A 23,425-nucleotide genomic window follows, 5' to 3' on the forward strand; every position below is an offset into this window, starting at 1 on the left:
CCAAAGGGTTTCGCCCTTGAGCGCCGGACAGGCCGGGTTTTCGGACCCGCCCCGACACGCAGGCCCGGCCGGGCACTCAAGCCCGTCCGGCGATTGCCGACGGAACCGGTGCCGTCGAGGGAGGCAAGTGACGACTCCGGGTACACAGGTCCAGGCCCACCCGGCCGACGGGTTCCGTGGAGGAGATGCGCGTCGTCAGCCGCCGAAGCGGCGGCCTCGGGCGGCGTAGTCGCGCAGCGCGCGGAGGAAGTCGACCTTGCGGAACGCCGGCCAGAAGACTTCGCAGAAGTAGTACTCGGAGTGCGCGCTCTGCCAGAGCATGAAGCCGGACAGCCGCTGTTCGCCGCTCGTGCGGATCACCAGGTCCGGATCCGGCTGCCCCCGCGTGTACAGGTGCTCCGAGATCAGGTCGGTGGAGACGATCTCCGCCAGGTCCTCGAAGGACGTCCCCTTGGACGAGTGGTCGAGCAGCAGCGACCGGACCGCGTCCGCGATCTCCTGCCGCCCGCCGTAGCCGACGGCGACATTGACCAGTATTCCGTCGACCCCGGCCGTGGCCTGCTCGGCCTCCTTGAGGACGGTCTGCGTGTGCGCGGGCAGCAGGTCGAGAGTGCCGACGTGGTGGACACGCCACCGGCCGTCCGCCGCCAGGTCGCACACGGTGTTCTCGATGATGCCGAGGAGCGGGGTCAGCTCGGCCTCGGGCCGGTCGAAGTTGTCCGTGGACAACAGCCACAGGGTGACGACCTCGACATCGGTCTCACTGCACCAGCCGAGAAGCTCCTGGATCTTGTCCGCACCCGCCTGGTGTCCCTGCGCGGCCGTGCCGCCGGACGCCTTCGCCCAGCGCCGGTTGCCGTCGAGGATGACACCGATGTGCTTGGGCACCTGGGCGTGGTCGAGGCGGGCCTCCACCCGGCGTGCGTAGAGCCCGTACACCAGGTCGCGCAAGTTCACTGAGTTCACCTCTCGGTTCTGTGCGGGCCCTCCCGCCCCATTGCCCGGGGTCCGGGGTCGACCCCGTGGGGATCGTCGCACCGGTCCGCAGAGTCCGTTGCTCCGCCGTGCCGTGGCAGTCCCCGAAGCCGCCACATTACTGCGCAGGCACCGCACCGGCCCAACCCGGTCTGTCACAGCTCCGTGATAAAGAGGGCAACGTGACTGATTCTTCTCTCTCCTACCGGGCCGCCGGTTCGCGCTACGACTCCATGGAGTACCGCCGCACCGGCCGCAGCGGCCTCAAGCTCCCCGCCGTCTCGCTCGGCCTGTGGCACAACTTCGGCGACGACCGCTCGCTGGACTCCCAGCGGGCGATTCTGCGCCGCGCCTTCGACCTTGGCGTGACCCACTTCGACCTGGCCAACAACTACGGGCCGCCGCCCGGCTCCGCCGAACTCAACTTCGGGAAGCTCTTCCAGCAGGACTTTGCCCCGTACCGTGACGAACTGATCATTTCGACCAAGGCCGGGTACGAGATGCACCCCGGCCCGTACGGCGAATGGGGCTCCCGCAAGTATCTGCTGTCGTCGCTCGACGCCTCACTGAAGCGGATGCAGCTCGACTACGTCGACATCTTCTACTCGCACCGCTTCGACCCGGACACTCCGCTCGAGGAGACCATGGGTGCGCTGGCCTCCGCCGTGCAGCAGGGCAAGGCGCTGTACGTGGGCGTCTCCTCGTACAACTCGGAGCAGACCGCCGAGGCAGCCGCGCTGCTCAGGGAGATGGGCGTGCCGGCCCTGATCCACCAGCCGTCCTACTCGATGATCAACCGCTGGACCGAGGACGACGGGCTGCTCGACACGCTGGAGGAGGCCGGCATGGGCTGCATCTCCTTCGTGCCGCTCGCCCAGGGGCTGCTCACGAACAAGTACCTGAAGGGCATCCCGGAGGGTTCGCGCGCCACCCAGGGCAAGTCCCTCGACCCGGATCTGCTCTCGGACGAGGTGATCCGCCGGCTGAACGGGCTGAACGACATCGCGCAGCGGCGCGGCCAGTCACTCGCCCAGCTGGCGCTCACCTGGGTGCTGCGGGACAGCCGGATGACGTCGGCCCTGATCGGCGCTTCGAGCGTGAAGCAGCTGGAGGAGAACGTCGCGGCGCTCGCCGGACCGGCACTGTCGGCCGAGGAGCTGAAGGAGATCGACACCTTCGCCGTGGACACCGCCGGCACCAACATCTGGGCCGGACGGGGCTGAGAGTCCGGCCTTCGCCGGACGGGTACAAAAAACGGGCCGGTCCGTGGGGGGGGGATACGGACCGGCCCGAGGGGGGGTTTCCACCATAACCCTTCGTAAGTGATGCTGCGTGCCACGCCACTCGATAATTACTCTCCGAATTCGGTGGACTCCGGTCCGAGCACGGCACCCGGGGGGCGGATGAGGCGGGTGCGCTGCCGGAGGCGTCGGCTTGACGCCGGACACTCCCGGCCGGAGGTCAGTGACCGCCCTCCGGCTTCACGCAGCCGGTGCCCTCGATGGAGCGGCCGTGCGCCTCGGCCCTGACCTGGCCGCGGCTCGCGCCGTCCACCGCGCCGTACACCACGCCTTCGAGGCAGATCGGGCCGTTGTTGATCAGGTACGTGTGGTTGTGGCCCCAGGAGCTGGTCGTGATGGCCCTGGAGGTGTAGCCCAGTCCGGTGAGGACCTCGCGGACACCGGAGTCGGTGGTGTGCGGGTCCTGGGCCGCCGGGGTCAGCGCCTCCTTGATCCGCGCGGTCCGGGCATCGGCCTCGGCCCGTTCGGCCGGGGACAGTTCGCGCGCCTGCTGGAAGGCGTGGTTCTCCTTGTAGTGCGGCGCGCCGTCCACGGTGCCGGGTTCCTGGTACGGACTCGCGCCGGCGGGCGGGGAGCCGGACGCCGTGACAGGTGCGGAGGCGCTCGTGGCAGCCGGGCTCGTGGGCGCGGTCGTCGTCGTGGCGGAGGCAGAGGCAGTGGCCGGGGCGGCGGCGGTCGGTCCGGCGCTCGGAGTCCGCCCTTTCCCGCAGCCCGCCAGTGCCGGAGCCAGGAACAGCACCGTCGCGCCGATCAGGACCGCAGCTGTACGTCTCGCGGAGGTCATGGGCCGAGTATGGGACAGCATCTGACCTAATGGGCCGCTAGTTTCCGAATCATGACGACCCGAGCAGCAACCGTGACCTGGACCGAGGCGAACGCACGCCGGATCGAGCGCCAGGGTCTCTCCGCCCCTCTGGCCGCCTCCCCCGCCGACGCCGTGGCGGCGATGCTCGCCGCACACGCGCAGGTGCGGTCCGCCGCCGAGCTGTCCGTCGGGCTGCGGCTGACGGGCGGGACGCGTGCCGACGTACGCGCCGCGCTGTGGACCGACCGCACCCTGGTCAGGACGTACGGGCCGCGCGGCACCGTACATCTGCTGCCTGCGGCCGAACTGCCGATGTGGACCGGCGCGTTGTCCGCCGTTCCCACCAGGGCCGGTCCGTTCCCGGAGGACGTCCGGATGAGTCCCGGGCAGACCGAGGAGGTCCTGGCGGCGATCGGCGATGCGCTGACGGGCGCCGAGCTGACGATCGACGAGCTGTCCGACGCGGTGGTCGCCCGCACGGGTCCGTGGGCCGGGGAGCGGGTGATGCCCGCGTTCCAGGAACTGTGGCCGCGCTGGCGGCAGGTGATACATCTGGCGGGCCACCGCGGTGTGCTGTGCTTCGCCCCGGACCGGGGCCGGAAGGTCACGTACACCAACCCGGGCGCCACTGCGCTCGACCGTCCGGCGGCGCTCGCCGGACTCGTGCGGCGCTATCTGTACGCGTACGGCCCCGCCACCCCTGCGCACTTCGCTAAATGGCTCGCAGCGCCGAACAGTTGGGCGGTGTCGGTCTTCGCGGAGCTGGCCGGGGACGGGGCGATCGAAGAGGTGGCGTACGAGAGCCCCCGAGGCGGCGGTACGGCGTGGCTGGTGGCGGGCGACACCGGATTCCCCGCCGGACCGGCGCGCGGGGTGCGGCTGCTCCCCTATTTCGACGCGTTCGCCATCGCGTCCCAGCCGCGCGAGCGGTTCTTCCCCGGCGCGGCGTACGAGCGCGCGCTGGCACGCGGCCAGGCGGGGAACTTCCCCGTGCTGCTGATCGACGGAACGGTCACCGGAGTCTGGCACCAGCGCCGCTCGGGCCGCCTGATCGCGGTGACCGTGGAGCCGCTGTCCCCGCTCACCGCCGCGCAGCTACGGGGGTTGGAGGAGCAGGTGGAGCGGGTGGGGGCGGTGCTGGAAGGGACGGCCGAGCTGACGGTGGGGAAGGTGACGGTGGGGCCGCACGCGTAAGGTCTTTCGTCTGGATCGGGCCGGGATCGGGGAGCGGCCCGCCGCGTGGCGGCTGGTGCCGACGTGGTGCGTGCCGCCACAGGGCGGAGGCGGGAGCCCACGCTATGGGGGTCCCCCATGCCTTGAGGGCCACGGGGAGTCGGCGACCGACGACCACGCCGCAGATATGCGTGCCGGACCCCGCGAGCCCGGCATGATCCGCACGAACGGCCCCACGCGCTACGTGGCCGCTTCCGCGCCGCGGTGGCCCCGGGTGAAGCGGATCACCACCGTGTCGCCGCCGATGACGACGAACCGCCCGCCCTCGCACCGGATGACGGCCTCGTGCACCTCGCCGCGCTCGTCCCGGCGCTCCTCGGTGCGGGTGACCGTCCACCCGCCCGCGGGCGGTTCCGGCAGGTGTGGCATGGCGGAGAACCCCCACTGTCCTGCGGGTACGCACCAGTCGGGCAGCTGCGGCCAGGTGCCGGGACCGACATGCAGGGTCCAGTCGGAGGCGCAGGTCAGAAGCACCGACTGGCCGTCGGAGAGCAGGAACTCGACGGCCTCCGGTTCCCCCATCCGTCCCTCCGGCCGGTAGAAGAGGCCGAGGACGCCGGTGATCCGTGCCCCTCTGAGCCATTCGGAGTCCCCTCGTCGCGGGCTGCGGAAGGCTTCCTCGTCGTGCTCCACCCTCATATGGCCTGCTCCTTCCCCGTGCGCTCACCGCCCAGGGTCGCATCATGTGGGCGTACGTCGGTGGAGGGGGAGGGCGTGGGCGGCGCTGACCGCCTACCGCGGCTTGCGGGCCTCGATCAGGAAGCGGGTGGTGTGCGCGACGAACGGCCCCTCGGTCTCGATGAGGTGGTGCAGGGCGGCCAGCTGCGGCCGGTACTGCTCGACCGTGAAGCCGGGCACCATCCAGATCACCTTCCGCAGGAAGTAGACGACGGCGCCGATGTCGAAGAACTCGGTACGCAGTGTCTCCAGCCGCAGATCGACGACCTCCAGCCCGGTCGCCTCGGCCGCGGCGCCGGCCTGTTGCGGGTCGCGGCCGCCGCGCACCCCGGGCGGCTGCGGGCCGAGGAAGTACTCGACGAGTTCGAAGACGCTCGCCGGACCGACCTGCTGCGAGAAGTACGTGCCGCCGGGTCGCAGGACGCGTGCGATCTCCGTCCACCAGGTGGTCACCGGGTGACGGCTGGTCACCAGGTCGAAGGCGGCGTCCCCGAACGGCAGCGGCGGCTCGTCCGCATCGGCGACCACGACGACGCCGAGCGGGTGCAGGCGGGCGGTGGCGCGGGCGATGTTCGGCGGCCAGGACTCGGTGGCGACGGTGAGCGGAGGCAGCTTCGGGGCGGAGGCGAGGACCTCGCCGCCGCCGGTCTGGATGTCGAGGGCGGCGTGGGCCCGGCCCAGCCGCTCCCCCATGGCCCGCGCGTAGCCCCAGGAGGGGCGTTGTTCGGTGGCTCGGCCCTCGAGCCAGGAGAAGTCCCAGCCGTCGACGGAGACGGCATCGGCCTCGGCCACGAGCGCGTCGAAGCGTGCGCGTTCCTCTTCGGGTGTTCCAGGCATACGGGGATGGTGTCACCGGTGCACCCGCGGACGCGACCGGATTCCGGGTGCCCCGTACCCGGCGGTCCGTGAGCGGTACGACGGGTTACGGCCTCCCCCCACGACAGGGAGTGGATCAGCGAGCGGCGTCATGCGGCTTCGACGGCAAGGCGGAGGACGGAGTCGACGCGGAGCGCCGGTGACCGACGACAACGCCGCAAACGGAGTCGCAGGGCGTCGGGAGCCGACTCCCTGCCGTGGGGGAGGCTGTCAGGCGGCGAGGCCGCCCAACAGGAGCCCGAGCAGGGCGCCCCCGATCATGAACGGCCCGAACGGGATGCCCGTCTTGCGTCCGGCCCGTCGCAGGATCATCAGCCCGAACCCGTACACCGAACCGAACACGAACCCTGCGAACCCTCCCGCGCAGACGATCGCCCACCCGTACCAGCCGAGGGCCACGCCCAGCGACAGGGCGAGCTTGACGTCGCCGAAGCCCATCCCGTTCGGGTTGATCAGGAAGAGCAGGAGGTAGAAGCCGCCGAGCGCGAGGCCGCCGAGCAGTGCGGAGGTCCACGATCCGGCATGCTCCGGAAGCAGCGCCGCACCGCCCAGGAGCAGCGCGGCCGCGCCGGCGAGCGGCAGCGTCAGCTGGTCGGGCAGCCGGTGGACGCGGCGGTCGATGGTGGCGAGAAGCACGGCGACAGGGGCGAGCAGCAGCCAGACGACGAGCTCGGGGCGGAGTCCGGTGGCCGCGGCCAGGGCGGTACAGCCGAGGGCGGTCACGACGGGGGCGAGGAGGGAGGGGGCGTAACGCTCAGCCGTTCTCCCGGCCTCACCCCTGCCCGCATCCGGCACGGAAGCGGCAACCGCCGCCGCCCGCGGAGCCGTCCGTACCCCGGCACACGCAGTGCACCGGGGAGAACCGAGCCAGCCGCGGGCCACCCCGCCGAAGGGGTGGCCGGCGGGGCAGGTGTCCCGCCATGCGTCGTCCGGTTCGACCGAGAACCGGTAGGCGGCGCGAGGGACCAGCAGTCCGGTCGCGGCGCCCCAGAGCGCGGCGACCCCCAGCAACATGGCGAACACGGAACCGACCCTAGGCCGGTGGACGCGCACGGGTCATGGGCCCAGGGGCCCACTGCGTACGGTTCCGGGCCCAGCGGCGGTCACCGGGCGCTACGGTCGTGGCCATGGGTCAATGGCGCAATGGAAACGGGACGTTGACGGTCACGGACCGGGAGGGCGGACCGGAGCGGGAGGTGCCGCTGCGGATCGCCGCCTCGTACCGGGCACGGTCCAAGGGGCTGCTCGGCCAGGACGGGATCGACGGGGCGCTGATGATCACCCCGTGCGGGAGTGTGCACACGTTCCGGATGCGGTTCGCGATCGATGTGGCGTACCTGGACCGGAAGTTCAACGTCGTGGCGGTCCACACGATGAAGCCGGGGCGGCTCGGGATGGTGCGGCTGCGGTCGCGGCACGTGATCGAGTCGGAGGCCGGGACGATGGAGAAGTGGGGGCTGCGGCCGGGGGCCCGGGTGCGGGTCGTCCAGACCTCCTGACGCGGGGACCGGGGTCAAGGGGGCCCGGGAGGGTCCGCTTCGCCGCCCGCCGCGCCGGGCCCGGTCCGGGCGGTCGCGGCGGGTGATGGCGTACGGCTCAGGAGGCCGGGCGGCGTGTGCCCAGGCCGCGGCCGACGAGCGGGGTCACCGTGCGGATCAGTTTCAGCTGGGTGGAGCGCAGGACCTTCACCGTCGTGTCGTCGGACCAGCCGGTGGTCGTGGACCATTCGTATCCCGAGCCGACCACCTCGCTGGCGAACGCCAGCTCCGTCGCGAGCAGGGCCCGCGCCCAGTCCATCGGTTCCAGGGGCTCCTTGGCCGCAAGTGCCGTACGGATCCGGGCGCCTCGCCGGTTCAGGTCGTCCGCGTCGTCGAAGCCCATGGCCACGGCGAACTCCTCCGTGCACCGCGCGGGGCCGCTCCACTCGACCAGGCCCTGTTGCAGGAGCCGGGACTCCTCATCGGTCAGCGTCAGCTGTTCCGCCGTCTGCACGCCAGTCGTCACCCTTCCACCCTTCCGGGAGCCCGCCCGGCCCCGCGGTCGTTGTGCGTACGTGGGTGCCGGCGGAACATTCAGAACCTCAGGGATGCAACGCTAACGACCCATCGGCGGGGCCGTCTTGGGCCCCAGGGCTCATGCCGGGGCCCAGCCGGAGCCGTTGCGGAAGCATCGGGACGGTCGTTTCGCAGGTCCCGTGGCCGGCCGACGCCCGAACCCATGAGATCGCCGGCGAAGACGATCTTCACGGCCGGCCGCGTCCGCGCCCGGTCCACCGGAATCGATCGCCGGATCCATACCCACCTCACAGGGCGCCGAATTCGCCGCCACCGCCGCGCGCTTGGGCCCGGCTTTGGGGCCAAGGGCCCAGGTCACGCGGCCAGTTCGCCCGTACGCTCACGCCACACCCGAGGTTCGGTCAGCGGGGCACGAGCAGGGCGAGTGAGCGTCGGACAGGGAGAGCCGTGAGCAGTGGCGGGGGCTGGGGACACGGAAGCGCAGGCCGCATACCGCCGGGGCAGGGCCCCGGCCGGCCGGGCGGTGGTGACGGCCCCGGCTGGAACGGCGGAGCCCGGAGCAGCGGCGGTGCGTTCTTTCCGCTGACGCGCAGTTGGGCCGTCGGCGCCCTCGTCTACATCGTCGCCGGCTTCCTGGTGAGCCGCGGGCTGGTGGAGACCCTCGCCACCGGTGAGCGGCTCGAGGAGTTCACCTGGCGGCTGAGCCTGCTGCATGTGCCCAGCGTCATCACCTCTCTGCTCACCGTCCTGGCCGCCGCCCGCGTCCTGCCCGAGGAGCAGCGGGAGTCCCGCCCGGTGTATCTGGCCGCCGGCCTGGGTGTGCCGGTCGCCGGACTCGCGTACGGCCTCTTCGTTTCGTGGCATCTCGTCGGCATCGAGGGCGTGTTGATGCCGCTCGTGGTGCTGGTCACCGGTTCGGCCGCCGGGCTGGCCGTCGACCGGCTGCTGGAGGAGGACGACAGCACGGAGTCCGTCACCCGGAACTCGTACTCATGGCGGGACAGCGGTGCCACCGCCATGGAGTACCTCGGGGTGATCGTCCTCGTCGTCACGATGATCGGCGCGATGGCGATGGCCGGTGTCGGCGGTCAGATCGGCGAGCGGATCCGGTGTGCGATCAGTTCGCTCGGTGGCGGCGGTGGCGGGTGCACCGCCGGTGGCAACAACCCGGTCGCGAAGCCGAAGACGGATGCCGACTACGAGCCCAGGCTCTGCCAGATCTCCAGCGTCTCCGACACGGTGGGCGGCAAGGTCAAGATCGGCTGGTTCGAGTGGGGCAACGAGTACGGCTTCCAGCAGAAGGTCAGCCAGGCCAAAACGGATGTGAACGGGGACGGCAAGGTCGACGAGAACGACAAGCTGGTCTACATGACGTTCACGGACGCCGCGTCCGTCGGCGCCACCGCCAGTACCCCCGGCTTCAAGCTCGGCAAGCTGGGCAAGGCGGATGTCGACGTCGGCGGCGGCGTCAAGATCACCAACGGTGACACCTGGGTCTTCAAGAGCGAGGAGGACGCCAAGAAGATGCGGGACGACATCGAGGAAATGAAGATGTGGGAGACCTCCACGAAGTACAGCGGCGCCTACGGCGGTAACTGGTACTCGGGGATGAAGTGGGCGGACAAGAAGGAGGACGTCGAGAAGCAGATCGGCAACAAGAAGATCTCCTACTCGACGATCGGCCTCAATGTGTACGCGGACGGTGGTCTGGGCATCAGCGCGGGCGACGAGTCCCAGCTCGGCGCGAAGCTCGGCGGCAAGGCCAAGTTCTCCCCGGAAGTGACCATCTCGAAGGACGACGTCAACGGCAACGAGTCGTACACCTACACCGCCAAGCTCGAACTGGAGGGCAAGGTCAGCGGTTCGGCCGGCCCGCTCACCGGTACGGCCGGCGCGAAGGGCACCCGTACCGGGGCCATCACCGTCACCCGTGACCAGAAGACCGGCAAGATCGTCCGTATCGACATGACGAAGACGGTCGATACGGGCTCCACGTCCGGCAAGGGCGAGGCCAAGGGCGACAACGGCAAGAAGGACGGCGACAAGCGCGGCGGCAAGGCGGGCGCCACCGACTCGTCCGGCGACACGGGCATCGAAGTCCAGACGAACTCGATCGTCTTCGGCAAGGACACCGACAAGGCGACCGAGGACAAGCGGGCCATCGCCGAGCAGTGGCTGGACGGCAGCGGCAACAACACCGCTCCGTTCGAGTACATGTTCGGCGACAAGTCCCTGCAGCAGAAGCCCGACGGAACCGACCCGTTCGACCGGATGATGTTCCAGGACGGTCTGTCGAGCACGATGCAGTACCACGGCGAGACGGACGCCCAGGAGTTCGGCTTCGAGGTCTCGCTCGGCATGAGCCTCGGACTCTCCCTCTCGGACGAGCACAAGAAGGAGACACTGACGGACGCGCAGTTCCTCGGAGCTCCGCAGGGCGACAAGCGCACGTTCCTCCCGTACAGCTACTGCGCGAAGTGAGCCCCGTACGCAGCACCCCGCACAACGAAAGGCGATGACGGCAGTGAGGAAGTCCCGGACGTCCGGCGCGGTTGTTGTCGCCGCCCTCGGTCTCACCCTGCTCACCGGCTGCGGCTCCTCGGACGCCGCCGCCGTCCCGGACGGCTGGGGCACGCTCGACACCAGGAGCGTGTCCGTCGGCTACCCCGAGGACAAGGGCTACAAGGAGCAGTCCGCCGCCGACCGCAACAAGAACAACGCGGCCGTCGCGCTCAAGGAGGAGGGCGGGCTGCGCACCGGCATGGTCTCGGTCCAGCTCGACTTCGCGACCGGCATCGACGACGCGAGCGAGGCCGCCTCCGCGGCGGGCGCGGGCATCGGCCTCGGTGCCACCCGCAAGGGCACCACCGACGTGCGGCTCGCGGGCGAGGAGAGCGCCCGCGAGGCGCGTCGGATCGACTACGAGTTCACCTCGTCCGGCAAGGAGCAGACGCCGGCGAGCGGCACCCGGATGACGGGGGTCGTGGTGGCGGGGGTCGATTCGAAGGACGTACCGTTCGCCATCCGGATCAATGCGGTGAAGGGCTCGCTGAGCGCTCAGGACCTCGACGCGTTCGTGGACTCGATCACCGTGAAGTAGCGGGTGGAGGACTGGCGTTCATGGATGTACTGCCCGGCGGGAACGCCACTTTCCTGCTGCTGTTCGGCCTGTTCCTCGGTGCGTTCGCCGTACGGTCGGCGCTGCGGCTGAGCCGCGTGCTGAGCCTCGTGCGGCACGGGGAGCGGGCCGAGGGGCGGTGCGCGGAGCGCCGGGTCGTGGACCGGGGGGCGGACCGGGAGCGGAGCTATGCGACGGAGTACGTGTTCGCGTTCCGCACGCTCGACGGCCGCGAGGTCGAGTTCGTCGACCATGCGCCGGGCCCCTTCGGCTTCGAGGTCGGGGCGCCGGTCCGGGTCTCGTACGATCCGGCGGACCCGGAGAAGCGCGCCACGGTCGCCGGGCCGCGGGCCTGGGGTCCGGTGCTGATGCCCGCGGTGTTCGCGGTGGTCCTGGGGGTGTTCGCGGTGGGGCTGCTGGTCGGGTTCGCGGCGATGCGGGGCTGGGCCTGACAGCCGCCGTCCGGACCGACCGTCCGGCCTCACGTGGATGAGCGTGTCCCGCCGCTCGCGTCGTGGCTGCGTTTCGGTCAGCGGGCCCCACTCCGGTCCGATCCGATCCGATCCGATCCGATCCGATCCGGTCCGGTCCGGTCCGGTAGCAGGAAGCCACCGCTTGCCGTCCGTCGTGAACCGGGTCCCGGTCTCGCCGCGGATCCACACCACGCCGCGCCGGTCGACCGCCCGTTTCACCTCCGCCGACGCGCGCATCCACCCCACCGGCCACGATCGCGGCGGCCCCGGCTACTCCACGTCGTCGTCTTCGTCGTCCTCGTCGAAGTCGCCCAGCACGTCGGAGAGGTGCTGGGCGATGGGGTTGCCCAGCTCGTCCTCGGTGCAGAACAGTCCGTGCACGGCGCCCATCGGATAGATGGCCTCCTCCGTGTCCTCACCCGGCATCCCCACGCAGGGGTCGTCGATGACCCCTGCCGGATCCGCCTCCCCGAACAGGGAGGGCAGTTCGGCGCCCTTCACGGCGAACGGCTCGAACTTCCACACCGCCCCCTGGGTGCGGCACACCACTTCCCCGATGTACCAGCACGCCCCTTGAAGGAATGCGTCGCGTCGCGCTGTGAGAGTCTCCGCGTCGCTGTCGTACCGGCTGCGGATGAGGTCCTCCAGCACGTCCAGGGATCGGGGGGAGAAGTCCCATGTCCCGGGGGTGCCGGTGGCCTCGACCCAGTGCTCGAAGCTCCGGACGCGTTCGGCCAGCCACGCCGACAGGTCGGGGTGGGTCTGCGGGTCGATGCCGTGGTCCGTGCGATCAGCCATGCCGCCCACTGTAGACAGGCTCCCGGACCATGGGGACGAACTGGGCGCCGTATCAAACCAGTTGACACGCCACGCCTCAACAACCCGTTGTCTCAGCCGACGCATGAGGTTCTAGGGTGCGGGGCTGGACGGTGGCAAGCACGGGGGCCCGCACCGTCCAACTCCGTGTCCCATGAGCCCCTCACAGGGACGGACACTTGAGTACCTCCATACGATTCCGGCTGGCCGCCTGCTTCGCCACCGCTGCCGCAGCCGGACTCATCGTCACCGGCCTGCCCGCCTTCCAGGGCACAGCCGACGCCGCACCGGGCAAGATCCGCTGCGATGAGAAGTTCCTCCAGGATGGCGTACAGGTTCGGCAGCCACTTGCGGCCTGCCGGGGTGCCTCCTTCGCCGTGACGAGCGCGCACCTGGCTCTTACCCCGGACGCCCACCGGGGCGCAGTCCCCCCTCATCGCATCAAGACCAGTGGGCCGGGTAGCTCGCGTTCTGCGGCGGGGCGTTTGCACTCGGGTGGGCAGTCCTCCGCTCGGGCAGACATCGATGGTCCACATCCTGTATTTGCCACACAGGGGACAGAAGAGGCCCCTGGCCAGCGGTGACGCCTGCCAGGGGCCCTTGACGCGATCAGCCTGCGTCAGCCGTCGGACTCCGACGACGGGATGTAGGCGCCCGGTACGTCGTTCGGCACGTAGATCTTGCTCTCGCCGGGGTACGGCTTGGTCCAGTTGTGCGTCTCGTACCACGTGAAGTGGTTCATCTGCGCGGGGTTCGCGAAGTCGGGCACCGCGTTGGGCCCGGTCAGCCGCTGGTGCGACTTCCAGTTGTCCCACTTCGCCGCGAGTGCCTGCTTGGCTGCCGGCACCTTCGCCGACGGCGCGGGTGCCGCGCTCGGGTTCTGCGGCGCCGGGGTGTCCAGGCCGCAGGCAGGCGGGGTCTTCAGACCATCGGTCAGCGAGGTCCGGTTGGGCAGAGCGGTGAACGGCGTGAAGTCCGCGTGCTGGGTGAACGCCCCACGCATCGGGCTGGCCGCGCTGTCCTTCTGGTTCATCGGGTGGATCCCGAGGATCTGCTCGATGGTCCGGATCATCGTGATCTGCGAGTAGTAGCGGCTGTCGACCTTGCCGTGCTGCGCCCAGGGGCTGATGATCTGGATCGGGGCACGGTGGCCGTCGACGTGGTCGAGGCCGGCCTGGGAGTCGTCCTCGACGACGAAGATCGCCGAGTCCTTCCAGTACTTGCTGTGCGAGATCTCGTCAACCATCTTGCCGACCGCGAGGTCGTTGTCCGCGACCGCAGCGGCCGCGTTCGACGGACCACCGGTGTGGTCGTTGGAGAACCAGAACATGTTCAGGTTCGCCGGACCGTTCTTCTCGAAGTCCTGCTTCCAGATCTCGTGCTTGTAGACGTCCGGGACGTCCATGTCGAACTTAGGGAAGCCGGGCACCGACACCTTGTTGAGCGACGGGATCGCCGAGCCCGTTTGTATGGGGTAGGCGGTCTTCTGCCCGGTCGCGTCCATGTTCTTGGCGTCGCAGTACAGGTTCTGCCAGCTCGCGCCGGCCGGCTTGCTCTCGAACGACTGGAACTGGCCGAAGTCCCGCACGGTCTTCCCGGCCGCCTGCGCACCGGTCCAGATGAAGCCGGACTTCTGGTGGCCGAGAGCGTCGTCCTGGGTGTCGTAGCTGCGCTTGTACTCACCGGCCGAGGACTCGGTGTACTCCGGGTTGTCGGCCTGCATCAGCCAGTTGTGACCCTCGGCGGAGTTCGTGCCGATGTCGTACGTGTTGTCGTACAGCCCGAACTGCCGAGCCAGCGCGTGCTGGTTCGGCGTCACGTTCTCGCCGAACTGCGCCAGCGACTGGTCTCCGTTGCCCTGCGGCATGTCACCGAAGACCTGGTCGTAGGTCCGGTTCTCCTTGACGAGCAGGAAGACGTGCTTGATCGTCGAGGGGTCGCCGAGCTTCACCGGGACCGGCACCGGCTTCGCGTCGCCCTTGCCCTTGGCCAGCTCGACCGAGTTGCCGTTCCAGCCGTTCTGCTTGAAGACCTTGCCGGTCTCGGACTTGATGACGCTGTCGTCCGGCAGCGTGAACTGCGTCAGGCTCGACGTCGTGTCGTGGGTGCCGTGCCCGCCCTTGTTGGTGGGGCGGCGGGCGTCGATACCACGGGTGTTGGAGACGACCACGTTCTTGCCCACGGTGGTGATCTCCGCGGGGAAGTAGTCCGTCGGGAGCAGGCCGACGTAGCTGGCCGGCTCCTGCGGGGTCTTGTACCGGTAGACGGCGACCGCGTTGGCGCGGCCGAGCGTCACCAGCAGGTGGCCGTCGTCGGTGAGCGTCACCGCGTTGGGCTCGTAGCCGACCGACGCCTCGGGCCACGGCTGGGTGGTAATGGTCTGCACGACCTTGTCGTTGGCGGTGTTGATGACCGACACGTCGTTGTCGGCGGTGTTGGTGACGAACACCGCCCTGTTCTTGGCGTACACGGCGGTCGGGTGCAGGCCGACGTCGATGGCGCCGACGGCGGCGGACGGGTCGGCCAGGTTGATGACGCTGACCGTGCCGGTGGTGGTGGCACCGGTGTCCGGGTCGGCCGGCACCTGGGTGCCGTAGGAGTTGATCGTGGTGTCGCCTGCCTTGGCCGGACGCCCGCCCTCGTTGCTGACGTAGAGCTTGTTGCCGACCATGGCGATGCCACGGGGGGCGTTGCCCACGGTCCAGCTCTGCTTGATGGTCCCGGTCGCCGCGTCGATGGCGACCACCCGGTTCTGGCCGTTGACCGCGGAGTACACGGTGGAGCCGTCGGCCGAGAACACCGCCGCACCCACCAGTGCGCGCTTGGAGCCGTCGGCCGGGATCCGGATGAACGTCGGGTTGGAGAGGGTGCCGTCCGGGTTCACGGTGAACTTGGTGTAGCCGTCGGTCTGGCCCAGCCACAGCTGCGAACCGTCGGGCGAGTACGTGGGGCCTTCCTGGCCCACGTCGTTGCCGCTGATGCGCAGGTCCGCCGACGCGTTGTTGCCGACGCGCTGCTTCACCTGCCCGGTCTTGAGGTCCATGACGACCAGCGCTATCCCACCGTCGGTGACCGAGGCCGCGAGGTGGGTGCCGTCCGGGCTGACCGAGGACGACATGATCTTGCCGTCGTTGATGACGGTGCGGCTGCCGTACGGGGCGATGTACTGGTCGGCGGAGACGACCTGGCCGTCAGCGGTGACCTGGCCGACCTGCTGGGTTCCGAACTGGTGCGTCTGGGCAACAGCGGTGCCCGTGACGGCGAGAGCGACAGCGATGCCCGCCGTTACCAGAGTGGTCCGGCGGCCGACGCGTCGACCGAAAAGGCTGATCTGATCCTTCTCGTTACTCCGACGCTGCCGTGTTACCTGCATGGAATTATCCCTTCGGGGTGGTGTCGAGCAGTTCGACGTTGCTGTCGAACTGCCAAAGCGGGTTCGGTGCGTCCCCGGTCGGGGTGCGCACCAGGAAGTAGCCGTTCACTTCCTTCGGTCCGTCGCCATCGGCCACGAACCGCCCGTCTGAGGCGACGTCAAGCTGGTAGATGGCCGTCCCTGCGGCCGCGACGCCGGGGAGATGCCAGGTGACGACGCAACGCCAGTCGTTGCCCGGCCCATGGGCGGCGACCTGGCCGGCGCCCTTGTTGCACGCCGCCGTGGCCCGCAGCTGCGCCTCGGTGACGTCGGGGCGGTTGAGCTGCTTGGTCTGGATGCGGTAGAGGTGGGCGAACGCCGTGGCGACCGACCGCTGGACCTTGTCCTGCTCGATTCCGGAACCCATTGACGGCGTCGCCACGGCGACGACCGCGACCGTGAGGACGCCCAGTCCGACCAGCGGCAGGACTCCGGCGGTGACCGCGCGGCGCCCCGAGCCGTCGTAGGTCGGGTTGGTGAAGTCGCGCCGCAGGAAAAGCAGGTACGCCAGCGCTGTCGCGATCACGGCCCACACCAGGCTGACCGCGATGCCGATCAGGAGCGGGCCGAGCTGTGCCGGGCTGGTGAACAGACCGTTCCAGGCGATGAAGGCGTAGCCGGGCATGGCGAGGCGTACGGCCACGGGCAGCGGCAGCATCTGGGCGAGCTGCATCACGAGCGCGACGAGCGCGGGCAGCAGCAGCCCCATCGGGGACCGCCCCAGCGCGACCGACCCGAGCAGTCCGATCGCGGCGAGGGCCACCGTAGGGGCGAGCACGCACACCCAGGCGAGGAGGACCCCACCGGCGGTCTCCGACGGCGTCAACAAGTGGCCGTCGAGTCCGACCAGCGGCTGGTTGCCGACCGCCATGACCCCGCCGACCGCGCTGGAACACGCCATCCCCGCCACGAGCAGCAGGATGACGGTGAGGCTGGCCAGTGTCTTCGCCACGAAGATCCGCCGAGGCGACCGGACCGCCACCAGCAAGTGGCGCCAGGTGCCGAGCCGGTCCTCGGACGCGAACACGTCGCCGGCGACCAGTGAGGTCAGCAGCGGGAGCGCCCAGGTGCCCGCGAAGCCGAGCACCACCAGCGATCCGGCCCACCCCGTGGCGTGCATCCAGCGACCGAAGAGGGTGTCGGAGGGGAGCGAGCTCTGCTGGCTCACCGCGGCGACGAAGAGCGCCGGCGCGATCCAGCAGGCGAGAACCACCAGTCGGATACGCCATTGCGAGACCAGTTTGACCAGCTCGAAGCGATAGCTGCGCGCCACCGAAACGGGGGTGACCCCAGCAACCGCAACGTCGTCGTCAGTAATGGTCGCGGTCATCGGCCGGCCTCCTGCTGCTGCTCGGTGAGGGCAAGGAACGCGGCCTCGAGCGGCGACACGACGGGAGCGAGCTCGCGCACCGCGATGCCCCCGTGTACGAGCCGCACCACCAGTTCGTCGAGGGCAGGCACCAGCGCGCGCACGACGAGTACCTCGGCGCCGTGCCATGCGCCGGCGTCGTCGACGACGCCGATGCCGGCCATGTCGACAGCCAGCTCGCGGGCGGCCTGCGGGTCGGAGGTGAGCAGCCGGTAGTCGAGTTCACGGTTCTCGGCGGCGAGCTTGCTCAGCGGGCCTGAGAAGACGATCCGTCCGGTGGCGAGGATGGTGACCTCGGAGCACAGTGCCTCGAGGTCGTCCATGCGGTGGCTCGAGAGCACGACGCTGGTTCCGTCCGCCGCGAGCCGGGTGAGGACACCGTGTATCTGTTTCTTGCCGGCCGGGTCGAGACCGTTGGAAGGTTCGTCGAGCACGAGCAGTCGGGGTCTGGTGAGCAAGGCGGCGGCCAGCCCGAGCCGCTGACGCATGCCGAGGGAAAAGCCGCGGGCCCGGTCGTCGGCGACATCGGTGAGCCCGACCTGGTCGAGCACGTCGTCGATCCCCGTTGTCCGCGCGTCGCGGCCGCGGAGAGCGGCCAGCGCGGCGAGGTTCTGCCTGGCGGTGAGCGAGGGGTAGAGACCGGGTCCGTCCACGAAGCCGGTGACACCGTCGGGAGCGGCGAGCGCCCGCCCGACCGGCGTACCCAGGATCTCGAGGCGGCCGCTGTCGGCGACAGCCAGGCCCAGCAGGAGGCCGAGCAAGGTCGTCTTGCCGGCGCCGTTGGGTCCGACCAAGCCGTGGATCTGCCCCTGCGCCACATCCAGATCGATGCCGTCGAGTGCGACGACGTCGCCGAAACACTTGGTGATCCCACGAGCCCGGATCGCGAGGAGTGTGTCCATAAGCCCCTTCTTTCGAAACCTTCAAGGACCCTAGGGACGGCACACAACACAGGCAGGGACAACTGGTTGAACGCTCACGGAACGAGAGACGACCGGCATCCGCCGCGCCGATCCCCCGCCGATAGCCGTCGATATTTCGACCGGCACCTTTTCGATGGCCGGATCGCAGAGCCCACCAGGCCATCAGAAACGTGCGATCGCGTACATCGCCCCCCATGTCGCGCTTGTCGTGCCCATGACAAGAAATCCGTGTGCACGAAGTACTCAGCATCGAGCCAGACTTGGGCAACGCCCGGACGCACCGAGTCCGTACGAAGTACCGTGGCCCGCAATTCGGTGCGCTACCAGCACGAAGCGCGCGCCCGCGGCGCGCTGTGCGTTGTCTAGTTCACCCCCCTTCATGCCTATTCGACCCAACTGACCTAACCTCGCGTCACACTGAGCTGGGAGCCTTGCGCGGGGCACGGCGCCAGCCCGCTGCCCGATCGATGGCGGCCAGCAACGCCGGCTCCCATCCGGCGGCCGCCTGAGCCCCGCCACAACGACACCTGGCCACTGACGCATCGATTTTCGGATTAGGCCGTGTCCGGTCGATCACGAGCAGAGCCATGGCACGCCCGATGAGTTTTGTCTTCGGGGCCAGTGACACGCCAACTGCTGGAAACCGAGCGGATGACGGCGCCGGTGACCGCGCGCCTGCCGAAGCACTACTGGAACGTGGCCCGGTCGAACGGAACCGTCAGCGGCTCCAGCGCCCCGGCCGCCAGCAGCTGCCTGTTCACGTCGGTGATCGTCTCGATGCCGGGCAGCTCCGTACCACCGCGCGTGAGATCGACGACCAGGCCGCCATCTGCCGTACGGGTGTACGTCCCCGGCAGCCCCTCCGGTACGCGGTCCGCACGGCGCGGCGACAGATACACCGACCGGCCTGCGCGCGGGGCGCCGGCCCGCAGCCCGAATTCCGTCTTCACCGCGCGGAACTCCTCCCTGCTGTACGCCTCGCCCCAGTCCGGGCCCCAGCAGGAGACGAGCGCCTCCAGAACGTCCGTGGAGCGCCGCACCAGCTCCGGCGCACCGTCCGAGGCCGAGGCGAGGCCCACCACGCACGAGTCGGGCGCGCGGTTCGCCGATCCTCCCGCGGTGATGGAGACGGTCACCTTCACCGTCTCCAGCCGTCCCGACCACAGGGACGCGGTGTAGCCGATGTACGGGGCGTCCGAGTCCGGGTTGGTGCGCAGGAGATACTCCGTCAGGGCGGGCGCGCCGAGCTCGACCGGCGGTGCCGTCGGGTCGTCCTCCGCCTCCGCCGCCCGCCAGGTCCCGCAGGCATCGGCATCGATGCCGCCGAGGGTACGGAGCAGGTGCCCCCAGCGCTGGGCGAGTTCCTGCGGGTCCTCCTTCCGGACGCCCCACAGCCCGTGGACCGTGACATTCAGCAACGGGGTCTCCTCTCACGCTGCCCGGTCAGGGCTTCACCGGGGTGTGCACCACAGTAATGTCGAGGCCCCTGTCGTCGAACATGTCCTGCGCGGCCCTGGCCACGTCGGGGTCCGACATGTGCCAGACCACGGGCTTTCCGCGCGCGGCGTCGAGCTGCCGTGTCGCCTGCTGCACCCAGCGGTTGGTCGCCAGGCTGGTGAGCCGGCCCGACGCCTCGTTGTAGAACCGGGGTCCGCGGTAGCCCCACTTCGTCTCGATGTACGTCTGGTTCGCGGAGTCCCAGCCGTCGAACTCGACGGGCTTGCCGTCCATCTTGTCGAGCGGGACCTCGTACTCCTTGCCGCGCTTCACGCCGGAGACCTGCTCCTGGTAGCGGGCACCCATCTCCTGCGGGTAGGCGTACGTGTCGGCGCCCTTCGACTTCCACTTGCCGTCGCCGAGGTCCTTGGTGCCCGCCCGCGGGTTCTTGAGCTGGCCGTACCAGGACGGCTTCTCCATCTTCGCGAGCCGCTTCCGCTCGGCCTCGCGCTTGGCGTCCTTGGCCGCCTTGTCGGCGTCGTCCGCGTCCTTCTTCGCCTGCTTGGCCGCCTCGACCTCGTCGGGTGTGGCCTCACAGCCCTCGGCGCGGAAGCCGGTTCGGAAGGTGGCGTATCCGGCGTACGCGGTCCGTGTGGCGCCGGATGTCGTCGTACGTGTCGTCGTGACTGCCGTTGTGCCTGCCGTCGTGCCGGCCGTTGTGACTGCCGTCGTGCCTGCCGTCGTGCGTGCGGAGGCCGTGGTGACCGTGGTGACACCGGGCCGGATGCCCGTAGGGCCGAGGGGGCCCGCGCCGATCGGGCAGCCCCTGCTCTCGACCTTCTTCTCCAGGTCGTCGGCGTGCCGGCGCGCCTCCTTGGCCGCCTTCTCCGCGCCGCCCACATCGCCGGCCTTGGCGAGTTTCCTGGCCTTGGAGGCGGCTTCCGACGCCTTCTGGGCCAGCTCACCGAGCTTGCCGAGCTTGCCCAGCTTTCCGACCTTGCCGATCAGCTTGGCTTCGCCGTAGCCGGGGATGAAGAGCGACCCGATGTTCCAGAGACCGGTGCCGATCGCCTGGCCCTCGTTGCCGTTCTTCCACATGTCACGGACTTCGTCGCCGATGAACATGTCGTCGAGGACCTTCACGCCCGTACCGCCGGACGCCTTGGTCCAGTCCCAGACGGCGCCGAGGTAGTCACCCTTGGACCACTTGTCGCCCGCGCCCTTGGAGTCCTCGACCCACTTGTCGCCGAGGCTCTTGCCGTAGTCCATCAAGCCGTTCCACGCCTTGATGGGGTGAATGATCGTGTCGAAGGTGCCGGTGACATCGCCCCACAGGCCGTCGCCGACCAGGCCCTTGAAGAAGCCGCCGGTCTGGTGGGCGGCGCACGAGAAGAACGCTCCGACGCCGGAGGTGCAGCTCTCGTCGTCCTTCTTGTCCTGGGTGCCGTCGTAGTTGCTGTAGTCGGCGTCCGGACCCTCGGTGGGGTCCATGTCGTCGCCGCCCTCGTCGACGTCGCCGTCCTGGGTGGTGGTGTCGGTGCCGCCCGGGCCGGTGGTCCCGCCGTTGCCGCCGGTGCTGTCGGTTCCGCCCGAGGCGCCGGAGCCCTCGGTGGAGCCGCCCGAGCCGTTGGTTCCGCCCGACGCGTCGGAGCCTCCCGAGTCCGACCCGCCGGAGTCCGAACCCCCGGACGCGGCCGACCCGCCCGAGTCCGTGCCCCCGCCCGCGACCGCGCCACCCGAGTCCGTGCCCCCACCGGTCGTGCCGCCCCCGGCCTCCACGTCGCCGCCGCCCGGTGCCGGGCACGCGCTGCCGGTCAGCTGGCAGATCGCGCTCCGCATCTCCCCCGTCAGCTGGGCGCCGATCCCCGTCGCCACGAGCCCGCCGATGAGGGCCCCGACCACCAGGACCATGCCCAGGTACTCCATGGCGGTCTGGCCGCCGTCCCGGCGCCACTTGATCATCCGGGCGATGCTGAACGGCCGGTGCGGCTGCCGCTGCTCCAGGGGGAGTTCGAACCAGTCGCGGGAGGACGGACGGAACAGGAGGACGACGATCACGACCGGCATCATCAGCTGCGTCACCCCGCGCCCGCCGCCCGCGCCCAGCGTCGCCAGCGCGCCGAGGGTGAGCCAGAGGTGGACGGCGAGGAGCCCGCGCCAGATCCAGACGCCGCCGGCACGCAGGTACAGCGAGAGGACGAAGGCAAAGACGCTCGGCAGTGCCGCGTACAGCAGCAGTCCGATCAGCCTTCCGTCGACCTCGTTGATCGACGACGCCACTGTGAGCACGCCGATGCCGCCCAGGACCGCGAAGACGAACAGCGTCCGGACGAGAATCAGCACCGCCTGCAGCGGGCGCGGCAGCGACTGCCTTCCGGAACGGGCCAGGGAGACGCCGCCGTCGGCGCCGCCCGGAACTGCTATTCCGCCTGTGCCAGACACGACGAGTCCCCCAACTGGTCGGCGTGTGACCAAACTTGGGCCACTTCATTTATCCGACCACATCGCCCCGTCCAGGGCATGGGCCCCAGGGCCCAAACCCGGCCCCGAGCTCCCTGCCTGCGCCCCTACCTGCTGGGGACCTCGCTCCCGAACAGCATCCACGGCGACTGCTCGAAGGACGTCACACCGGACAACTGCGGCTGCATGTCGGCGATCTCATGCCGCACGGCAAGCGTGTCGGGCCAACTGTCGAAGAAGGTCGTGCCGTTGACGATGACCGCCCGCCAGTCGGTCGCCGCCGACGCACCCTCCCGGTCGACCACGAAACCGATGCAGAGCAGGGACGCCCTGCCGATCGCCTCCCTGATCGCGCGTACGGCCAGTTCCTGCTCGTCCCGGGACAGCCGGTACAGCCCGAATTCGAGGGAGACGATGCTGTCCCGTGTGCGGCGGATGCGCACATGGATCTCCGCGCCGCGCTTCACCCAGAGCAGGAACCCGATCTCGTCGAGCCGCTGCAGGCCCGCCAGGAGCGCGAGCTGCTCCCTGGTCACCCACGACTGGGTCATCACCGGCTCGGATCCCGGGGTGACGAGGGTGATGCGCCGGGTGGTGGGGTGGGCGATCCGCAGTCCGGCCGCATCGAGATCACCGAGCAGTGACTCGGCATCGGGGCGGCTCCAGCCAAGGTGGTACGAGTAGAAGAATCCGTCACTCATCGACGCTTCACCTCATCGGTGTGGGGGCACCTCGCCAGTACGAATGGAGCGTGAAGTTCTCCGTGCGCGCGGGCATGCCGGATTGCCGCTTCGGGGCCGCGTCGTCACGTGCCTCACGGTTGGTCGTGCACGAGCGTAATGAGCGCGCCGGAACGGGGCTTGGGCCCACGGACCCAAGTCGGCCCCAAAGGCGGCACGGGGATCGACCTGGGCGTTTTCTCCGTTCCGGTCAGCCCCTCACGCAGCCTGCGGCCGGAGGCGACCGCCCGCAGCGATGGCAGCGGTGATCACAGCTGTCGGTACCGTGCTGATCACCGAAGGCATCGCCGGGCTGCAGTCGTCGCGGCAGGCTGGGAGCACCGACCGGGAACAGACGTATGCCCGGGCACGCCCCCGCCAGAGTCCCGGGGCCCCACTCGCCGGCCTCACGGACCTCCCCCTCACACGGCCACGCGACGCCGAATACCGCCGAATAAGCCCTGCTGCACGACGACGACTGCGGATCGGTCACACGCCGGCCACAGGTCAGGATTCCTTGCCGATTCGCACCGACAGCCCGCCGCACCGCCGCCCGTACAGCGTGTTCATTCGGAATTACGGTGAGCGAATAGAGCGCCCTTAATGTGCCGCAGGCCACATGACTTGCGCCACTCTTGTGCCGATTTGAGGCATTTGCCGTGTGGAGTGGGCCATATGACGGACGTCACTATGAAGTCGGTTAGTAGATCCATCACGGCCCGTTCCGCAGCCTTTACGGCGATTCCTCAACCATTCCGTTCAGCCGGTACGAATTCGAATAGTAAAAGGGGCCCATTGACCCGCATTTCTCCTTC

19 protein-coding genes are annotated in these 23,425 nt (G+C 69.7%); 6 read left to right on the plus strand and 13 right to left on the minus strand.

Going from position 1 to position 23,425, the window contains the following annotated elements:
• Window positions 1-195: 195 nt before the first annotated feature.
• The gene (locus ACWD6R_RS09340; RefSeq protein ID WP_451818143.1) at window positions 196-957 is read right to left on the minus strand and encodes an isoprenyl transferase; all 762 of its coding nucleotides are present in this window, start codon (window positions 955-957) and stop codon (window positions 196-198) included.
• A gap of 200 nt (window positions 958-1,157) precedes the next feature.
• Here ACWD6R_RS09340 and mgrA point away from each other — a divergent pair, with 200 nt between their 5' ends.
• Window positions 1,158-2,198, plus strand: coding sequence for an L-glyceraldehyde 3-phosphate reductase (mgrA, locus tag ACWD6R_RS09345; protein WP_451818144.1), 1,041 nt, complete (start codon window positions 1,158-1,160; stop codon window positions 2,196-2,198).
• Window positions 2,199-2,436: 238 nt separating this feature from the next.
• Here mgrA and ACWD6R_RS09350 read toward each other — a convergent pair whose 3' ends face one another.
• Window positions 2,437-3,060, minus strand: a complete 624-nt coding sequence (locus ACWD6R_RS09350) for a hypothetical protein (RefSeq protein WP_451818145.1) — start codon at window positions 3,058-3,060, stop codon at window positions 2,437-2,439.
• Window positions 3,061-3,111: 51 nt separating this feature from the next.
• On the opposite strand from ACWD6R_RS09350, the gene ACWD6R_RS09355 reads away from it, so the two are divergent.
• Window positions 3,112-4,275, plus strand: coding sequence for a winged helix DNA-binding domain-containing protein (locus ACWD6R_RS09355; protein WP_451818146.1), 1,164 nt, complete (start codon window positions 3,112-3,114; stop codon window positions 4,273-4,275).
• A gap of 219 nt (window positions 4,276-4,494) precedes the next feature.
• Here ACWD6R_RS09355 and ACWD6R_RS09360 read toward each other — a convergent pair whose 3' ends face one another.
• The 3 genes from ACWD6R_RS09360 to ACWD6R_RS09370 all read right to left on the minus strand — a co-directional run bounded on the left by ACWD6R_RS09360 (window position 4,495) and on the right by ACWD6R_RS09370 (window position 6,891).
• Entirely contained in the window at window positions 4,495-4,953 is a 459-nt protein-coding gene (locus ACWD6R_RS09360) for a hypothetical protein (protein WP_451818147.1), read from the minus strand.
• A gap of 93 nt (window positions 4,954-5,046) precedes the next feature.
• Window positions 5,047-5,829 carry a class I SAM-dependent methyltransferase gene (locus ACWD6R_RS09365; protein WP_451818148.1) on the minus strand — a complete coding sequence of 261 codons (783 nt, stop codon included), beginning with the start codon at window positions 5,827-5,829 and terminating at the stop codon, window positions 5,047-5,049.
• A 249-nt stretch (window positions 5,830-6,078) separates the two neighbouring features.
• Window positions 6,079-6,891 carry a prepilin peptidase gene (locus ACWD6R_RS09370; protein WP_451818149.1) on the minus strand — a complete coding sequence of 271 codons (813 nt, stop codon included), beginning with the start codon at window positions 6,889-6,891 and terminating at the stop codon, window positions 6,079-6,081.
• 104 nt (window positions 6,892-6,995) lie between these two features.
• Between ACWD6R_RS09370 and ACWD6R_RS09375 the strand changes: the two genes are divergently transcribed.
• Complete coding sequence (locus ACWD6R_RS09375) at window positions 6,996-7,367, plus strand: DUF192 domain-containing protein (RefSeq protein ID WP_451818150.1); 372 nt, start codon at window positions 6,996-6,998, stop codon at window positions 7,365-7,367.
• 97 nt (window positions 7,368-7,464) lie between these two features.
• Here ACWD6R_RS09375 and ACWD6R_RS09380 read toward each other — a convergent pair whose 3' ends face one another.
• On the minus strand, window positions 7,465-7,872 hold the full coding sequence (locus ACWD6R_RS09380; protein ID WP_451818151.1) for a hypothetical protein: 408 nt from the start codon (window positions 7,870-7,872) through the stop codon (window positions 7,465-7,467).
• A 458-nt stretch (window positions 7,873-8,330) separates the two neighbouring features.
• On the opposite strand from ACWD6R_RS09380, the gene ACWD6R_RS09385 reads away from it, so the two are divergent.
• The 3 genes from ACWD6R_RS09385 to ACWD6R_RS09395 are packed head-to-tail and all read left to right on the plus strand — an operon-like array spanning window position 8,331 to window position 11,453.
• Window positions 8,331-10,364 (plus strand): hypothetical protein, encoded by a 2,034-nt coding sequence (locus ACWD6R_RS09385; protein ID WP_451818152.1) that lies wholly within the window; start codon window positions 8,331-8,333, stop codon window positions 10,362-10,364.
• Between the two features lie 34 nt (window positions 10,365-10,398).
• Window positions 10,399-10,983, plus strand: a complete 585-nt coding sequence (locus tag ACWD6R_RS09390) for a hypothetical protein (RefSeq protein WP_451818153.1) — start codon at window positions 10,399-10,401, stop codon at window positions 10,981-10,983.
• A 20-nt stretch (window positions 10,984-11,003) separates the two neighbouring features.
• A complete protein-coding gene (locus tag ACWD6R_RS09395; protein ID WP_451818154.1) occupies window positions 11,004-11,453 on the plus strand; it encodes a DUF3592 domain-containing protein in 450 nt (149 codons plus the stop codon).
• A 291-nt stretch (window positions 11,454-11,744) separates the two neighbouring features.
• On the opposite strand, the gene ACWD6R_RS09400 is transcribed toward ACWD6R_RS09395, so the two are convergent.
• The 7 genes from ACWD6R_RS09400 to ACWD6R_RS09430 all read right to left on the minus strand — a co-directional run bounded on the left by ACWD6R_RS09400 (window position 11,745) and on the right by ACWD6R_RS09430 (window position 22,592).
• Window positions 11,745-12,272 (minus strand): hypothetical protein, encoded by a 528-nt coding sequence (locus tag ACWD6R_RS09400; protein ID WP_451818155.1) that lies wholly within the window; start codon window positions 12,270-12,272, stop codon window positions 11,745-11,747.
• Window positions 12,273-12,909: 637 nt separating this feature from the next.
• Window positions 12,910-15,663, minus strand: coding sequence for an alkaline phosphatase family protein (locus tag ACWD6R_RS09405; protein WP_451818156.1), 2,754 nt, complete (start codon window positions 15,661-15,663; stop codon window positions 12,910-12,912).
• Window positions 15,664-15,667: 4 nt separating this feature from the next.
• Window positions 15,668-17,032, minus strand: coding sequence for an ABC transporter permease (locus ACWD6R_RS09410; protein WP_451818157.1), 1,365 nt, complete (start codon window positions 17,030-17,032; stop codon window positions 15,668-15,670).
• A complete protein-coding gene (locus tag ACWD6R_RS09415; protein WP_451818158.1) occupies window positions 17,029-17,973 on the minus strand; it encodes an ABC transporter ATP-binding protein in 945 nt (314 codons plus the stop codon). The genes ACWD6R_RS09410 and ACWD6R_RS09415 overlap by 4 nt, the downstream gene beginning before the upstream one ends.
• Before the next feature lie 707 nt (window positions 17,974-18,680).
• Window positions 18,681-19,412, minus strand: coding sequence for an Imm52 family immunity protein (locus tag ACWD6R_RS09420; protein ID WP_451818159.1), 732 nt, complete (start codon window positions 19,410-19,412; stop codon window positions 18,681-18,683).
• 25 nt (window positions 19,413-19,437) lie between these two features.
• Complete coding sequence (locus tag ACWD6R_RS09425) at window positions 19,438-21,873, minus strand: Tox-REase-5 domain-containing protein (RefSeq protein ID WP_451818160.1); 2,436 nt, start codon at window positions 21,871-21,873, stop codon at window positions 19,438-19,440.
• 125 nt (window positions 21,874-21,998) lie between these two features.
• The gene (locus ACWD6R_RS09430; RefSeq protein WP_451818161.1) at window positions 21,999-22,592 is read right to left on the minus strand and encodes a hypothetical protein; all 594 of its coding nucleotides are present in this window, start codon (window positions 22,590-22,592) and stop codon (window positions 21,999-22,001) included.
• Between the last annotated feature and the right edge of the window lie 833 nt (window positions 22,593-23,425).

Source organism: Streptomyces sp. NPDC005151, assembly GCF_053599875.1.

Coding starts and splice junctions, on each gene's coding strand:
- ACWD6R_RS09350 (WP_451818145.1), bottom strand. CDS start 3,060: ATGACCTCCGCGAGACGTACAGCTGCGGTCCTGATCGGCGCGACGGTG.
- ACWD6R_RS09355 (WP_451818146.1), top strand. CDS start 3,112: ATGACGACCCGAGCAGCAACCGTGACCTGGACCGAGGCGAACGCACGC.
- ACWD6R_RS09360 (WP_451818147.1), bottom strand. CDS start 4,953: ATGAGGGTGGAGCACGACGAGGAAGCCTTCCGCAGCCCGCGACGAGGG.
- ACWD6R_RS09365 (WP_451818148.1), bottom strand. CDS start 5,829: ATGCCTGGAACACCCGAAGAGGAACGCGCACGCTTCGACGCGCTCGTG.
- ACWD6R_RS09375 (WP_451818150.1), top strand. CDS start 6,996: ATGGGTCAATGGCGCAATGGAAACGGGACGTTGACGGTCACGGACCGG.
- ACWD6R_RS09390 (WP_451818153.1), top strand. CDS start 10,399: ATGACGGCAGTGAGGAAGTCCCGGACGTCCGGCGCGGTTGTTGTCGCC.
- ACWD6R_RS09395 (WP_451818154.1), top strand. CDS start 11,004: ATGGATGTACTGCCCGGCGGGAACGCCACTTTCCTGCTGCTGTTCGGC.
- ACWD6R_RS09400 (WP_451818155.1), bottom strand. CDS start 12,272: ATGGCTGATCGCACGGACCACGGCATCGACCCGCAGACCCACCCCGAC.
- ACWD6R_RS09405 (WP_451818156.1), bottom strand. CDS start 15,663: ATGCAGGTAACACGGCAGCGTCGGAGTAACGAGAAGGATCAGATCAGC.
- ACWD6R_RS09410 (WP_451818157.1), bottom strand. CDS start 17,032: ATGACCGCGACCATTACTGACGACGACGTTGCGGTTGCTGGGGTCACC.
- ACWD6R_RS09415 (WP_451818158.1), bottom strand. CDS start 17,973: ATGGACACACTCCTCGCGATCCGGGCTCGTGGGATCACCAAGTGTTTC.
- ACWD6R_RS09430 (WP_451818161.1), bottom strand. CDS start 22,592: ATGAGTGACGGATTCTTCTACTCGTACCACCTTGGCTGGAGCCGCCCC.